At 70.4% G+C, this 14,471-nt stretch carries 10 protein-coding genes; 6 read left to right on the forward strand and 4 right to left on the reverse strand.

Annotated elements, in window-relative coordinates:
- Nucleotides 1-158 precede the first annotated feature (158 nt).
- Entirely contained in the window at nt 159-719 is a 561-nt protein-coding gene (locus AFR_RS32250; protein ID WP_023561013.1) for a DUF305 domain-containing protein, read from the forward strand.
- A gap of 67 nt (nt 720-786) precedes the next feature.
- On the opposite strand, the gene AFR_RS32255 is transcribed toward AFR_RS32250, so the two are convergent.
- Nucleotides 787-2,193, reverse strand: coding sequence for a DUF1996 domain-containing protein (locus AFR_RS32255; RefSeq protein WP_023561014.1), 1,407 nt, complete (start codon nt 2,191-2,193; stop codon nt 787-789).
- Between the two features lie 241 nt (nt 2,194-2,434).
- On the opposite strand from AFR_RS32255, the gene AFR_RS32260 reads away from it, so the two are divergent.
- The gene (locus AFR_RS32260) at nt 2,435-3,493 is read left to right on the forward strand and encodes a LacI family DNA-binding transcriptional regulator (RefSeq protein WP_023561015.1); all 1,059 of its coding nucleotides are present in this window, start codon (nt 2,435-2,437) and stop codon (nt 3,491-3,493) included.
- Nucleotides 3,494-3,703: 210 nt separating this feature from the next.
- A complete protein-coding gene (locus AFR_RS32265; protein ID WP_023561016.1) occupies nt 3,704-4,021 on the forward strand; it encodes a VOC family protein in 318 nt (105 codons plus the stop codon).
- 977 nt (nt 4,022-4,998) lie between these two features.
- Here AFR_RS32265 and AFR_RS32270 read toward each other — a convergent pair.
- Nucleotides 4,999-6,099, reverse strand: a complete 1,101-nt coding sequence (locus AFR_RS32270; RefSeq protein ID WP_023561017.1) for a calcium:cation antiporter — start codon at nt 6,097-6,099, stop codon at nt 4,999-5,001.
- Nucleotides 6,100-6,245: 146 nt separating this feature from the next.
- On the opposite strand from AFR_RS32270, the gene AFR_RS32275 reads away from it, so the two are divergent.
- The 3 genes from AFR_RS32275 (at nt 6,246) to AFR_RS32285 (ending at nt 10,153) form a co-directional block, all read left to right on the forward strand.
- Nucleotides 6,246-7,655: an FAD-dependent monooxygenase gene (locus AFR_RS32275; RefSeq protein WP_023561018.1), complete on the forward strand. Its 1,410-nt coding sequence runs from the start codon at nt 6,246-6,248 to the stop codon at nt 7,653-7,655.
- Nucleotides 7,656-7,659: 4 nt separating this feature from the next.
- Nucleotides 7,660-8,832, forward strand: a complete 1,173-nt coding sequence (locus AFR_RS32280; RefSeq protein WP_023561019.1) for an SGNH/GDSL hydrolase family protein — start codon at nt 7,660-7,662, stop codon at nt 8,830-8,832.
- Nucleotides 8,833-8,899: 67 nt separating this feature from the next.
- Nucleotides 8,900-10,153 (forward strand): IS701 family transposase, encoded by a 1,254-nt coding sequence (locus AFR_RS32285; protein ID WP_023358104.1) that lies wholly within the window; start codon nt 8,900-8,902, stop codon nt 10,151-10,153.
- A 182-nt stretch (nt 10,154-10,335) separates the two neighbouring features.
- Here AFR_RS32285 and AFR_RS32290 read toward each other — a convergent pair whose 3' ends face one another.
- Nucleotides 10,336-13,551 carry an ATP-binding protein gene (locus tag AFR_RS32290; protein WP_023561020.1) on the reverse strand — a complete coding sequence of 1,072 codons (3,216 nt, stop codon included), beginning with the start codon at nt 13,549-13,551 and terminating at the stop codon, nt 10,336-10,338.
- Nucleotides 13,512-14,471: a D-2-hydroxyacid dehydrogenase family protein gene (locus AFR_RS32295; protein WP_041843010.1), complete on the reverse strand. Its 960-nt coding sequence runs from the start codon at nt 14,469-14,471 to the stop codon at nt 13,512-13,514. The genes AFR_RS32290 and AFR_RS32295 overlap by 40 nt, the downstream gene beginning before the upstream one ends.

A 14,471-nucleotide genomic window follows, 5' to 3' on the forward strand; every position in this document is an offset into this window, starting at 1 on the left:
TTACGGGGACGTTGCGTCACGTCAATACGCTGGGGTTCCGGAATTGAAAGATGACGCCGTGAAGGAAGGGCCAATGCCGCATTGACACCCGAGTCGGCGGCATTGACACTGAGACGCTTCCCTTTCGGCTTTCGCGCCCCGTGTGGAATGGAGTCGGCGTGATCTATCCGCAGCGCACGGCCGTGGCCGGCTGTCTGCTCGCCCTGCTGCTGGGCGCCTCGGCCTGCGACGCGGGCACCGCCTCGGCCCCGCCGCCGGCGGCCAGTTCCGCCGCGTCGTCCTTCTTCGGCGGCACCGACCTGGCCTGGGTCGAGATCAACATCGCGATGAACGAGGAGCTGCTCCCGCTGCTCGACCTGGTCCCCGCACACAGCACCGACCCCGAGGTCAAAGCACTGGTCACCGAGGTCAGAGCCGTCAACGACCAGGAGCTGGCCACCCTGCGGGCCCTGCACGACGAGGCGAAGCTCCCCGCCGAGAACCCGCACAAGGGCATGCCGATGCCGGGCATGATGACCCCCGAACTGGTCGCGGAGGCCGCCAAGGTGCGCGGACCTGCGTTCGACAAACTGCTGCTGGCCCACCTCGAGGCGCACTTCGACCAGGGTGTGCGGCTGGCCGGCAGCGAGGAGAAATCCGGACTCGAGCCCCGCACCAAGGCACTCGCCGGCGAGGTCATCGGCACCCGCAAAAAATATCTGCCGAAAGTCGCCGGATAATTGTTATCGAGCGGACCGTAAATCGTCCGGGTGCCCGTGCGGGCACCCGGACGATTGCTTTTATCGGTTACGGAAGGACGTAGTTCTCGTTGAGCGCCGCACCCCGCTCGGGCTTGTACTGATCGAAGCCGCGCGGGTCACACTGCAGCCCGCCCTTGATGCAGTGGTTGACGAGCGCGTTCAGGGTCGGCGCGTCCCAGGCGTTGTAGAAGTCGTAGTGGAACGAGTAGGCCCGCCCGCTCGACAGCTTGACGTTCGCCATGTTCCCGCTGACCGGGAACGCCATCTTGAACTCGATCATCGGGACGGCCACCGGGTGACTCGCCGGACAGACACCCACCGTCGGGTACGCCATGTGGCTCTTGTGGTCGGGCGTGTCCAGGTGGATGCCGTCCCAGCAGCTCGGAGCCTGGTACCGGATGTTCAGCTGCGTGCCGTCCGGGCAGGACGCCGGGAAGTCCCAGTTACGGACGCTGTCGCCGCACTCCCAGCCCTCGACGGCGCCGGGCGCGTTCTTGAACTCGTCCAGCGTCGCCACCGGACTGCCCACCACGTACCGCAGACCGGGAGGAGACGGGCGGACACTGCGGTAGTCGATCACGCCGCTCTTGTAGTAGATGACCTGACGGCCGAGCGGCTGCACCGCGGTGGTGCCGTTGAGCAGCGTCGGCATCCAGTACCCGGTCTTGTCACCCGGCGTGATGCACGAGGTGCCGCCCGCGTTCAGGCTGGCCAGTGTCGTCGCGGCGTTCGTGGTCGTGTTGCCCATGAACGTGTGCGAGTGGGAAGCGCCCGGCATGTTCGGGAAGACGATCGGGTCGTCGGGCAGGTTCGACCGGCTCACCGAACAGTTCGCCTGGAACTCGTGGTGCGTGGTGGGCGGGTTCGTCGCCGGCGGGGTGGCCGTCGACGGGACCACACCGGTCACCGGCGGGTTCGCGAGGACATAACCGTCACCACCACCGGCGGGCGGGGTGCTGCCGCTCGTGCCGTACACCTTGAACTCGTACAGCGAGTAGCCGTAGCCGGTGCCGCGCTGGGTGCCGTAGAGACGGACGTACCGGCCGCTGCCGTTGACCGTCAGCGTCTGCGTGCCGCCGGTCGCCGTTGTGGTGCTGTAGATGCTGGTCCAGGCGTTGCCGTCCGGCGAGGTCTGGATCTGGAACGACTTCGCGTACGCCGCCTCCCACTGCAGCACGACCTGACTGATCGTGGCCGTGCTGCCGAGATCGACACGCAGCCACTGCGGGTCGGCCCACTGGCTGCCCCAGCGGGTGTCGGCCCGGCCGTCGACCGCGGCGGCCGCGGGCGACTCGCCGTTCTCCAGCGAGGAGGCGAGCGCCGGCCTGCCCTGCGACAGCAGAGTGTCGGCGGCGTGCGCCGACTGAACCCCCGCCACCAGCAGCGATCCGGCGACGGCGGCCACGCCGAGCGGCGCGATGAGCCGTCTGAACCGGCTTTTCCCTGATCTCATGAGTTCTCCCACGGGGACGAGGACGAGTGCCTCACCGGACGGCGGTGCGGGGATCGGCCGACGAGGCGGGACGTACTTGGAGAGCGCTTTCCGAAGTGTTACGCCCAAGTTGCACGCTCGTCAATATGCTGGGGCAGATCCGGAACTAATACGCGGCGCACCGGGGCTGGAGCGGTCTTGTCGGAGAGCGCTCTCCGAGGTGTGCTATAAAACCTGTTATGAAGACCCGGAGCTCGACCCCGTGACCGCCGGCACCGGACGGGTGCCCGTGGGTGAGCGACTGCCGACCCTCGAGGACGTCGCCCGGGTCGCCGGAGTGTCCCGGGCGACCGTCTCCCGCGTCATCAACGGCATCCGCAACGTCGACCCGCAGCTCCACGAAATGGTGTGGAACGCGGTCGGCCAGACGGGTTACGTCCCCAACCGGCTGGCACGCTCCCTGGTCACCCGGCGCACCGGCACGGTCGCCCTGGTCGTCTCCGACTCCGAGTCCCACGACGACGACCCGTTCATGGGCCGCTTCTTCGCCGACCCGTACTTCGGCCGCGTCGTCGGCGGCCTGATGAGCGTCCTGCGTACGGCCGGCATCCAGCTCGCCCTCCAGATCGTCGGCACCGAGGAACAACGCACCCGCCTCGTCGGCGACCTCCGCCACGGCCTCGCCGACGGCGTGATCGTCCTGTCCCTGCCGGGCCACGACCCGCTCCCCCGCATGCTCACCGACGCCGGCGTCCCCGCCGTACTGATCGGCCGCCCCGCCGACCCCGTCCCCATCAACTACGTCGACCTCGCCAACGACACCGGCGCGTCCCTCGCCGCCGACCACCTCGTCACCCGCGGCTGCCAGCTCATAGGCATGATCTCCGGCCCGGCCGACGTCCCCGCCAGCAACGACCGCATCACCGGCTTCCGCCGCTCCATGGCCCGCCACGGCCACGCCTGGGTCCCCCTCGTCTCCGGCAACTTCACCCAGGAGAGCGGCGAAGAAGCCATGCGTACGCTCCTCGCCGAAAACCCCCGCCTCGACGGCGTCTTCGTCGCCAACGACCTGATGGCCCTCGGCGCCCTCCTCGCCCTCCGCGACGCCGGCCGCCAGGTCCCTGCCGACGTCGCCATGGTCGGCTTCGACGACAGCAGCGCGGCGGTGGCCGCCAGCCCGGCCCTGACGACGGTCCGGCACCCCCTGGAAGACATGGCGGCGGAGAGCGCCCGGCTGCTCCTGGCCCGCGTCGAGGACCCGACGATGCGCATCTCGTCCGTCATCTACGAACCCACCCTGATCGTCCGCCAGTCGGCCTGACCCCGGACGCTCCGCCCGGCCTCCTCTTGCTTGCACGCCCCTGGGCACTCGACCGGCCGAGACAAGCACCAGCGGGCATCCCGCCTGCAACGGCTGCCGCCCGGGCCGCTGCTCCCTGCCGCCTCCCGCCACGAAGGTGGACGTGCTGCATGGACCAGCGGTCGACGGGGTAGCGGTCCCGGCATGGCAATAACCCGGCTACTGGCACAGATGACGGTCACCGACCCGGAAACCGCCGTCGGGTGGTACACGAGGCTGCTCGGCCGCGACCCCGATGAGCGGCCGATGGAAGGCCTGACCGAATGGCACCTGACCTCGACATTCGGCGTCCAGGTCTGGAAGGACACCGACCGCGCCGGCCGCTCGACGATGGTCGTCGACGAGTCCGACCTCGACGAGCTCGCCGACCGGCTGAACCGCGAAGGAATCGACCACCCCGGCATCCAAGGGGCAACGTCCTCCCGCGTTCTCACAGTGACGGACCCGGACGGAAACACCATCGTCTTCACCGCACCGCTTCCCACCTGAGCGCCGCAATCCCGCAGCAGGCAGCGGCCTGCTGGGCTGACCCGCAAGTTCGAACTCTTCGACAAACGGCGCGAGCGCATCCCCGCTGTCAACCACCGCACTCGTGGCGCCGTCGAGCTGACGCCCGTACTCACGACCAGGCCATCACCAGGCCCGACCGACACCAACAATCCCGATAAACCACTGCCAAGTCCATCGCCGATGCGGTGCCCATTCACAACATCAAGGAAGTTGGGCCTTCCCCCAGCTGGTACAGCCCCAACTTCCCTGAAGTTGGAGGAGAGACCGGCGGATTCCTGCTCCGCCTCGACCACCGCGCGCCCGGCGCGGTCGACCGGACACCCAGACCCACGATCAGAACCACCACGGACCTGGCCGCCGCATCAGCAGCCGCAACAAACCGACAAATCATCCCGAGGTTGATCGCCGATGCGGCGCCTCGTCACAACATCAAGGAAGTTGGGCCTTCCCCAGCCCGTATAGCCTCGACTTCCCTGAAGTTGGGCCTTCCCCAGCCCGTGTAGCCCCGACTTCCCTGAAGTTGGGCCTTCCCCAGCCCGTATAGCCCCGACTTCCCTGAAGTTGGGCCTTCCCCAGCCCGTGTAGCCCCAGCCCGTACAGCCCCGACTTCCCTGAAGTTGGGGCAGACGGTCCATACCGAGCGGCCATGCCCGACATCCGTCACATCACAGTCGATCGTCATCCCCACCGGACAGGCCAAAGATCTCGGAGCGGGACCCGGCCCGGAGCCGACTGGCCAAGACGTAGCGAAGGCCGGGATCGACAGGCGGGACGACCGTTGACAAGCCGCCCGCCGAACCGTCAGGTCGCCCGACCCTGGCGGAGCGGCGGCCAGCACTACGCACGGACCGTTGCAAGACGGCCGGTGACGTTGATCCGGCCGCCGCAGCCACCACCCTCCCCCGCTCCCCGAAGGAGCAGCTGGGACGGCGCCGGTTTGGAGAGTGCGCGTTGGGTTACGGGCTGGCGGCCAGGAAGAGGAAGACGGCCAGCAGGCTCAGGTGGATGCCGCCTTGGAGGACGTTGGCGCGGCCGGGGACGACCGTCAGCGTTCCGACCACGACGGTCAGGGCGAGCAGCACCATCTGCGTGCCGCCCAGGCCGAGGAGCAGGGGTCCGTCGAGCCAGATCATGGCGATCGCGATGGCCGGGATGGTCAGGCCGATGCTGGCCATCGCCGAGCCGAGCGCCAGGTTCAAGCTTGTCTGCATGCGGTCGCGCGCCGCGGCCCGAACCGCTGCAATCGTCTCGGGGAGCAGCACCAGCAGAGCAATGACCACGCCGACGACGGCCTGGGGCATTCCCGCGGCTGCGACGGCTGATTCGATGGCTGGGGATACGCCTTTGGCGAGGCCGACGACCGCGATGAGGGCGACCAGCAGGAGGCCCAGGCTGGTCAGGGCTGCTTTGGACGAGGGTGGTTCGAGGTGGTCCTCGCCTTCGATGACTTCGCCGGCGGTGGTGATCGGCATGAAGTAGTCGCGGTGGCGGCGGGTCTGGACCAGGACGAAGAGCAGGTAGAGACCGAGGGAGGCCACGGCGGCGAAGGCGAGCTGGGCCGGGGAGAACTGCGGGCCGGGGCGGCTGGTCGTGAAGCTGGGCAGGACCAGGCTGAGGGTGGCGATCGTGGCTACGGCGGCGAGGGCGCCGCCGGTGCCTTCGGGGTTGAAGACGGCGATGCGGCGGCGGACGGCGCCGACGAGCAGGGAGATGCCGAGGATGCCGTTGCAGGTGATCATCACTGCGGCGAAGACGGTGTCGCGGGCCAGGGCCTGGGTTTTTTCGCCGCCGCTGATCATCAGGGTGACGATGAGGGCCACCTCGATGATGGTGACCGCTACGGCGAGGACGAGGGAGCCGAAGGGTTCGCCGACCTTGTGGGCGACGACCTCCGCGTGGTGGACCGCTGCCAGGACCGCGCCGGCGAGCAGGAGGCCGCTGATGATCACGAGGGGTGGGGGGAGGTCCCGGCCGAAGGTCACAACGAGGACCGCCACGGCGAGGATCGGGATCCAGGCCGTCCAGCGAGCCAGCACAGCGGCGATCTTGGCGGTCATGGGATTCACCCTGCCAGAAAGTCCTGGTTGCCGCCTGATGTCAGGCCGTGCCAGCGCCGTGTGCGGGTGGTGCCAGCGGGTCGCGCCAGTCTGCGTGTCGAGGACGGGGCCCGCACGGTCCCGTCCGCGACGGAAAGGACGGAGACATGGGCGAACCTGTGCACGACGTTGTTGTTGTCGGTGCCGGCCCGGTCGGACTGCTCCTCGCCATCGAGCTCGAGACCGCGGGTGTGAAGCCGCTGGTGCTTGAACGGCTGGCGGAGCCCGACCGGGGGATCAAGGCGGCCGCGGTCGGTGCGGTGGGGGCCGAGGCGCTGGAACGGCGCGGGTTCCTGCCGGCGCTCGACGGCGAGCAGGTCACGATGCTGATGAAAAAGCCGGGCGGCGGTCACTTCTCCGCGCTGTTCGTGGTCGATCAGGAGCTGCAGGACGACCCCGGACGCCACAGTCGCGTGGTCCCGCAGGACGCCCTCGAGAGGATCCTGACCGTACGCGCCGGTGAACGCGGGATCGAGATCCGGCGCGGCGTCACGGTGGAAAGCTTCGAGCAGGACCCCGGCGGTGTGAGCGTGCAGACGAGCGCGGGACCACTGAGGACAAGATATCTGGTCGGCTGTGACGGTGGCCGGAGCCGTGTCCGCAAGCTGGCCGGATTCGCGTTCCCCGGCACGGACCCGACGATCACCGGCTATCAGGCGCTCGTCGAGTTCGACGCACCCGGCAAGCTCACCCAGGGCTGGCAGCGGACACCGCGTGGGCTCATCACGTCGATCCCGGGACGTGTGTTCACAGCGGAGTTCGACGGGCCGCCACCGGACCGGGACGCGCCCGTCACCCGGGCCGAGGTCGAGGCGTCGATCCAGCGGGTGAGCGGCACCGACGTCCGGGTGCTGTCGATGACCAAGGCGTCCCGCTGGACCGACCACGCGCGGCAGGCGACGACCTATCGCCTCGGCCGGGTCCTGCTCGCCGGTGACGCCGCGCACGTCCACTCGCCTTTCGGCGGCCAGGGTCTGAACCTCGGTCTGGTCGACGCGGCCAACCTCGGCTGGAAACTCGCCGCGGCCGTACGGGGTGACGACCGGCTCCTCGACTCCTACACCGCTGAACGGCACCCGGTCGGTGCACGTGTGCTGGAGAACACCCGTGCGCAGGTCGCGCTCGTACGCCCCGACCCGCTCACGACCGCCCTGCGATCCATCGTGAGCGAGCTGATCAGGCTGCCCGACGGCAACCGCCTCATCGGCGGGATGCTCTCGGGCACCGGCATCCGGTACGACCTCGGCGACGACGACCCGCTCGTCGGCACCCTGGCCAAGGACCAGCTCCTGACGCTGGCCGACGGCACTGAGGGACGGCTCTACGCGCTGATGGAGAACGGTGGCGGCCTGCTCGTCTCGCCGTCGGAACGGCTGCTGCCGCCCGGCGTCCAGCAGGCACAGACCAAGGAAGGCCCGTCGCTGCTCGTACGCCCCGACGGCTGCATCGCGTGGACCGAGACCTCGTCCACGTCACTCGACGAGGCGCTCGCGCGCTGGTTCCCCCGGAAAGGCTGAGTCCATGATCGAGCTCCGCACCTGGATCGCCACCTGGGGTACCGCCCAGCAGCTCGCCCCGCCCGCCGAACCCGGTGGCGGCCCGCAGATGCCGGACTTCCCGGACGACGAGCCGCCCGCCGGACCGCCGGAGAAGGTCAGCGCCCAGACCGTACGCATGGTGGCGCGGGCCACCGTCGGCGGTTCAGCCGTCCGCGTCGCCCTGGCGAACTCCTTCGGCAACGCGCCGGTGCACATCGGGGCTGCGCGGATCGACGGTCACCGGCTGACATTCGGCGGGCGCACGTCCGTGGTGCTGCCGACGGGTGCGCAGATCTCCAGCGATCCCCTCGACCACCACGTACGCGCGCAGACCGATCTGGTCGTCTCGTTGTACGTGCCCGGCGAGAACGTGACGCCCACGACGCACGAGGTCGGGCTGCGTACGGGCTGGGTCGCGCCGGGTGATCAGACCGCCGAGCGTGACCTGCGGGACGCCACCGAGTTCCGGTCCTATCTGTGGCTCGCCGGCATCGACGTGGTCGCCGAGCCCGCGGCGGCCGCCATCGTCGTCCTCGGCGATTCCGTCGTCGACGGCATGGAGACCACACCGGACGCGGACGCGCCGTGGCCGTCTGTGCTGGCGCGCCGGCTCGCCGCGCGGCCGGACCTGCCGCCCCGCGCGGTGCTCAACATGGGTATCGCCGGTAACCGCGTCCTGCGGGAGACCGACGGGATGGGCGCCGCCGCACCGGCCCGTTTCGACCGCGACGTGCTGGCCCGGCCCGGTGTGCGCTGGGTCGTGGTGTCGGAAGGACTCAACGACATCTTCTTCGGCTCTTTCCCGGGTGTGCCGGAGAGCGAGCGGGCAACGGCCGAGGACCTCATCGCCGGCTACCGGCTGCTGATCGCCCGCGCGCACCTGCACCGCCTGCGGATCGTCGGCTGCACACTCCTGCCCATCGGCAGCACGCCGTTCTTCACACCGGAGACCGAACAGGTACGCCAGGAGGTGAACAGCTGGATCCGGGGCAGCGGCGAGTTCGACGCGGTGGCCGACCTGGAGGCGGCGACCCACGATCCGGCGGCGCCGGCGTGCGTCCGCCCCGAGCTGCTGTCCGGTGACAACGTGCATCCGAACGATGCCGGGCAGCGGGTGATCGCCGAGGCCTTCGACCTCGAGATCTTCCGCGGCTAGTAGTGCTTTGTCATCTTTTGGGTGGGTGACGGTGACATATCAATGCTGATCTTGGTGTCCTGGAGGGATGGACACTGCTGAGGTTCAGCAACTGGCCGATGATCTGGACGCGTTCGTGGCGGATGTGTTCGCTTCATTGACCAGGTCGCGGTGGCAGGAGCGCGCCGAGCATTACCTGCGCGGTCTGATGTTGGACGGTCGTCGCAAGTCGATCCAGCCGATGGCGGCCCGGCTTGCCGGGCCGCACGAACAGGCGTTGAACCATTTCGTCACCAACAGTCCGTGGGATGCCGCGTTGGTGCGCCGACGGCTGGCGGTGCGGATGGACGAGGCGATCGTCCCGGCTGCGTGGGCGTTGGACGACACCGGCTGGCTCAAATACGGTACCGCGTCGGTGGGTGTGACCCGGCAATACACCGGCACGGCCGGGAAAGTGACCAACTGCCAGATCGGAGTCAGCCTGAACCTGGTCACCGACACCGCGTCGTGCCCGGTCGACTGGCGGCTGTTCGTTCCCGAGTCCTGGGACCCGGCCAGCGACAAGGCCACCTCCGAGACCCCCGAGCGCCGCCGCAAAACCGGAATGCCGGACGACGTCGTGCATCGCGAGAAGTGGCGTCTGGGCATGGACATGATCGATGAAGCCCGCGGGTGGGGGCTGACGCCGCCGTTGATCGTCGCTGATGCCGGTTACGGCGACGCCGCTGAGTTCCGCCAAGGTCTCGAGGACCGGAACCTGAGCTACGTCGTCGGCGTGAACTGCGCGCATACCGCTTTCACCATCGACGCCCAGCGCACCTCACCCCCGTATAAGGGTGCTGGCCGGCGGCCGCCGCTGATCTACCGGCAAGCCGCACCCGGCCTCAAAACCCACGTCTTGGCCGCCGGCCGCGACGCGACTCGCAGGGTCACCTGGCGCGAGGGTTCACGCCGCCGGGCCGGCAAAGCCCGGAAGATGGGCGGCAGTTTCGTGTTCCTGCGGCTGCGTCCCGCCAGCCTGGTGCATCGCCGGGCCGTCGGCTTCGACGAAGACCTGCCCGTGCGGTGGCTGATCGCCGAATGGCCACCCGGCGAGCCGGAACCGACCCGCTACTGGCTGTCGAACCTGCCCGCCACGACCCCATATCGGCACCTCGTCAGGCAGGCCAAGCTGCGCTGGCGCATCGAACACGACTACCGCGAGGTCAAAACCGGGCTCGGCCTGGACCACTACGAAGGCCGCACCTGGCAAGGCTGGCACCACCACACCACCCTGGTCTCCGCCGCTCACGCGTTTCTCACCCTGCAACGCCTGGACCCAAAAACCCGTGCGCCGGAATGACTCTCTACGCCGTACTCCGACGCCTGCAACACCTGCTGGCCCGCCTCATCGGCACCTGCCCGACCTGCCAAACCCGCTTTCCGCAACGAAAAACCCGCGCGGGAAGAGGACCATGACAAAGCACTACTAGGGGGTGTCTGGTGGATCACGGCGAGTCTGCGGCGAGGTCCACCAGACACCCCCTAGGAACGCGGATCGATCCGGCGCGAGGCCGTCTTCCCGTCCAGCTGCCAGCCCTCCTGGTACGCCGCGGCGAAGGCGGCCTCGCCCAGCGCCGTACGGCCTCGGTCGGTCAGCGCCCGGATCCGCTGATCGCTGTGGTCGTGGGTGCCACGCAGCCGGGCCGCCGCGCCGAGCAGCCGGGCCACGTCCCGGTGCCGTCCCTGCAGCCCGGCCAGTTCGGCGGCGGGCACCGCGACCAGCGCCAGGATCGGCCGGTCCCGGCTGTCGAGGGCCGCCGCGTACGCCTGGGCCAGCGCCACCCGGGCGCCGTCGGTGTCGCCGCGGTGCAGGCACAACGTGGCCCGGACCGAGCTGACGACGGCCTGGCCGTGGCCGCCGCCGGACAGCTCCGCCTCGGCGGCCTCGATGCGGGCCTCGGCGCGGTCCGGGTCGCCGAGCCGCAACCACGTGCCGGCCTCCTGCGCGGCGACGATGACGCTCAGGTTCGGTGTTCCCGACCGCTCCGCCCGCTCGCGGACCCCGTCGAGCAGCGCCCGCGCCCGGGTGTCCTCGCCCCGCCGCAGGTGGAGGTCGATCCAGCGCAGGTCGAGAAAAACCTCGTCGGCCGCACTGAGCGCACCGAACTCCCGGGCGTACGCGCGGGCCTCACGCAGATCCGCCAGCGCGCCGTCGAGATCCCCGTCGTACTGCCGTAGCTGGGCCCGCATGGGCAGCACACCGGCCAGGCCCCAGCGGTCGCCGGCCCGGGTGAAGGCGTCGAGCGCGGCGGCGACATCGGTGCGTACCTGGTCGAGGTCGCCCTCGTTCTCGGCGAACGAGGCCCGGAACAGGTGGGCCAGCCCGGACAACCACACGTCGGGCCCACCGGCCAGCCGCTGGACGAGGACGATCGACGCCTCGTGCTCCTGCAGGAAGTGCAGCGTGATCGCGGTGAGAACCCCGGCAAACCCGGGCAGCGACGGGTACGCGAGCAGGCGATCAGCGAGCACCCGCAGCGCCGCCTCGTTCTCCCGCAAGGCATCGACGGACAGTGGCGAACGGGCGTTGATGCGGTTCAGCACCAGCATCGTCTCGGCGGTGTCCCGATCCACCGTGTGCCCGGCGGCGGGGAGCCCCAGCGCCTCCGCCTGCCAGTACAGGGAGTCGGTCTGGCGGCCGAGAATCTGCCAGTACCAGGAGAGATCCATGGTCAGCCGGACGGCGGCGGTGGCATCGCCGGTGTCGCACAGGCGGCGCAGCGCGGCGAGGGCGTTGTCGTACTCGGCGCGGAGCACCCGCAGCGCAGCGAGCTGGTCGGGGCCGCGCAGCCGTGGCTCCTCGCGGGCGACCAGCGCGGCCAGGTGGCGGGCGGCGCGTTCCCGCACGGCGTCGAGCGCACCGGTGGTCGCGAGCCGCTCGATCCCGTACTCCCGCAGGGTTTCCAGCATCCGGTAGCGGCCCGCCTCACCGCCCAGCTGCAGCAGCGACTTGTCGACCAGGGCCGCGAGCACCTCGGGCATCTCCGCCACGGGCACGCCCGACACCGCCGCGGCCGACTCCACGGTCACACCGCCGGGCAGGACCGAGACCCGGTCGGCCACCGTACGCTCGGAGTCGCCGAGCAGGTCCCAGCTCCAGGCGATGACCGCACGCAGCGTGCGGTGCCGCGGGGACGCAGCCCGGCTGCCCGTGGTCAGCAGCCCGAAGCGGTCGGACAGCCCGGCGGCCAGCTCGGCCAGCGACAGGGTCCGCAGCCGGGCCGCGGCCAGCTCCAACGCCAGCGGCAGGCCGTCCAGCCCGCACACCAGCCGTACGACGTCCGCGCACGTCCGCTCGTCGATGTCAAAACCGGGTCGTACCGCCGCGGCCCGTTCGGTGAACAGGCGTACCGACGCGCTGCGGCGGATGTCCTCGAGGTCACCGTCGGGGTCCGGCAGCTCCAGCGGGCCGAGCGGGACCAGCGCCTCACCGTCGATGGCCAGCGGCTCGCGGCTGGTCGCCACGACCCGCAGACCGGCGCAGCGTGACAGCAGCGCTGCGACCAGGTGCGCAACGGCCTCGATCAGGTGCTCGCAGTTGTCCACCACGAGCAGGAGCTCCCGGCCGGTGAGCACATCCAGCTCGTCTCCCCCGGCGGGCATCCGGCCGGAGGGCTCGAACAGTCCGGCGCCGCGGACACCGATCGCGGCCAGCACCGCAGCACCCGCTTTGTCCGGCTCGGTGACCGCGGCCAGGTCGACGAGCCAGGTGCCGTCGCGGTATTCGTGCCGGTGGCGACGGCCCGCCTCGACCGCGAGCCGCGTCTTGCCGGCACCGCCCGGACCGACCACTGTGACCAGACGGCCGCGGGCCAGCAGCGTACCGATCCGGGCGAGGTCGTCGTCGCGCCCGACAAAACTGGTCACGGCGTGAGGGAGATTTCCCGCAGGCCGGGCCGGGCGAACGGACGCCGGCGACTGCAGCAGCCGCAGGTGACGCTCGCGCAGGGCCGCGCCGGGGTCGGCGCCGAGTCGCTCGGCGAGAGTCTCGCGCACCTGTTCGTACAGGGTGAGGGCGTCGGCCTGGCGGCCCTGCGCGGCCAGCGTGTCCATCTGCAGGGCGGCCAGCCGCTCGTCCGCCGGATGGTCGGCGAGCAGGGCGCCCAGCCGGGCGGCGGCCGCGTCCGTGCGGCCCAGGGCCAGCTCCGCCTCGGCCAGATCCGCGGACGCCTCGATGGCACCGCGCGCCAGCCGTGTGGCGACCATCGGGGCGATTGCGGCGAGCTCCGACGGCTCCCCGCTGCTCAGCGCGACCGCCTCACCCAGCAGGGCGGCCGCCGCCCGGGCATCACCGGCTCTGAGCCGCTCCCGGCCGGAGGCGGCGAGCCGCTCGAACCTCAGCGCGTCGACGTCGTCGTCCGTGACCGCGAGGCGGTAGCCGCCCTCGGACTGCATGACCGAGGCAGCGTCACCGAGCAGTTTGCGCAGCCGCGACACCAACGACTGCAACGCGTTCGCCGGATCCGCGGGAAGCTCCTGCTGCCACAGCGAGCCGACCAGAACTGCTGCTTCCACCGACCGGCCGCCCGCCAGCGCGAGCCGCACGATCAGCCCGCGGAGGCGGGCACCGGGAACGGCCACCGGGGTGTCCCCGCGGCGCACCTCGACGGCGCCGAGCAGCCTCACCCGCAGGCGTGTCCCCTGGTTGTCCCGCACTCTCAGGCCGTCAGCACCCGGACCGGCGACCCGGACCGCCACGCCGCGATGTCCTCGACGACCTGCTGGAACATCGTGCGGTAACCCGCTTCGGTGACGTACCCGAGATGCGGTAGCAGCACGGTGTTGGGCGCGCCCCGCAGTGGGTTGCCGGCGGGCAGTGGCTCGGTGTCGTAGACGTCCAGGCCGGCGCCGGCGATCGACCCGGTGGTCAGGGCGGCGACCAGCGCGGTCTCGTCGACGATCGGGCCGCGGGAGGTGTTCACCAGGATCGCGGTGGTCTTCATGGCGGCCAGCTCGGGCGCGCCGATCAGACCGGTGGACCGCTCGCTGAGCTTGAGGTGGACGGTGAGGACGTCGGCGTCGGCGAACAGCTGCTCCCGTGGCACCCAGGTCGCACCGGCTTCGGCGGCCCGTTCGGGTGTCAGGTTGTGGCTCCAGGCGATCACCCGCGTGTCGAAAGCCTGACCGATCCGCGCGACCTGGGTGCCGAGCCGGCCCAGCCCGAGCACAGCCAGGGTGCTGCCGGCCAGGTCGGTGCCGAGAGTGGTCTGCCAGCGGCCGTTCCGCAGCGCCCGGTCCTCGGCGACCACGTGACGCCGGCAGGCCAAAATCAGCGCCCAGGTCAGCTCGGCGGTGTTCGAACTCTTCGCCGAACCGGACATCACCGTGCCGGAGACCGTGACGCCGTGCTCGGCCGCGGCCGCCAGGTCGATGGCCGCGTTGAGCATCCCCGTGGTCACCAGCAGGCGCAGATCCGGCAGCCGGTCGAACAGCCCGGCCGGGAACGCCGTCCGCTCCCGCATCGCGACGACGACCTCCGCGCCCCGCAACGCCTCGACCAGCTCGTCCTGGTCGTCGACGTGCTCACGCAGCACCTCGACCTGGTCACCGGTCAGCGTGTCGAACGGCCCCAGCTCGCGGGCCACCCCCTGGTAGTCGTCCAGAACGACGATCTTCAT

The organism is Amorphoplanes friuliensis DSM 7358 (assembly GCF_000494755.1).
GTDB classification, from domain to species: Bacteria; Actinomycetota; Actinomycetes; order Mycobacteriales; family Micromonosporaceae; genus Actinoplanes; species Actinoplanes friuliensis.

Coding starts and splice junctions, on each gene's coding strand:
- AFR_RS32255 (WP_023561014.1), bottom strand. CDS start 2,193: ATGAGATCAGGGAAAAGCCGGTTCAGACGGCTCATCGCGCCGCTCGGC.
- AFR_RS32265 (WP_023561016.1), top strand. CDS start 3,704: ATGACGGTCACCGACCCGGAAACCGCCGTCGGGTGGTACACGAGGCTG.
- AFR_RS32270 (WP_023561017.1), bottom strand. CDS start 6,099: ATGACCGCCAAGATCGCCGCTGTGCTGGCTCGCTGGACGGCCTGGATC.
- AFR_RS32275 (WP_023561018.1), top strand. CDS start 6,246: ATGGGCGAACCTGTGCACGACGTTGTTGTTGTCGGTGCCGGCCCGGTC.
- AFR_RS32280 (WP_023561019.1), top strand. CDS start 7,660: ATGATCGAGCTCCGCACCTGGATCGCCACCTGGGGTACCGCCCAGCAG.
- AFR_RS32285 (WP_023358104.1), top strand. CDS start 8,900: ATGGACACTGCTGAGGTTCAGCAACTGGCCGATGATCTGGACGCGTTC.
- AFR_RS32295 (WP_041843010.1), bottom strand. CDS start 14,471: ATGAAGATCGTCGTTCTGGACGACTACCAGGGGGTGGCCCGCGAGCTG.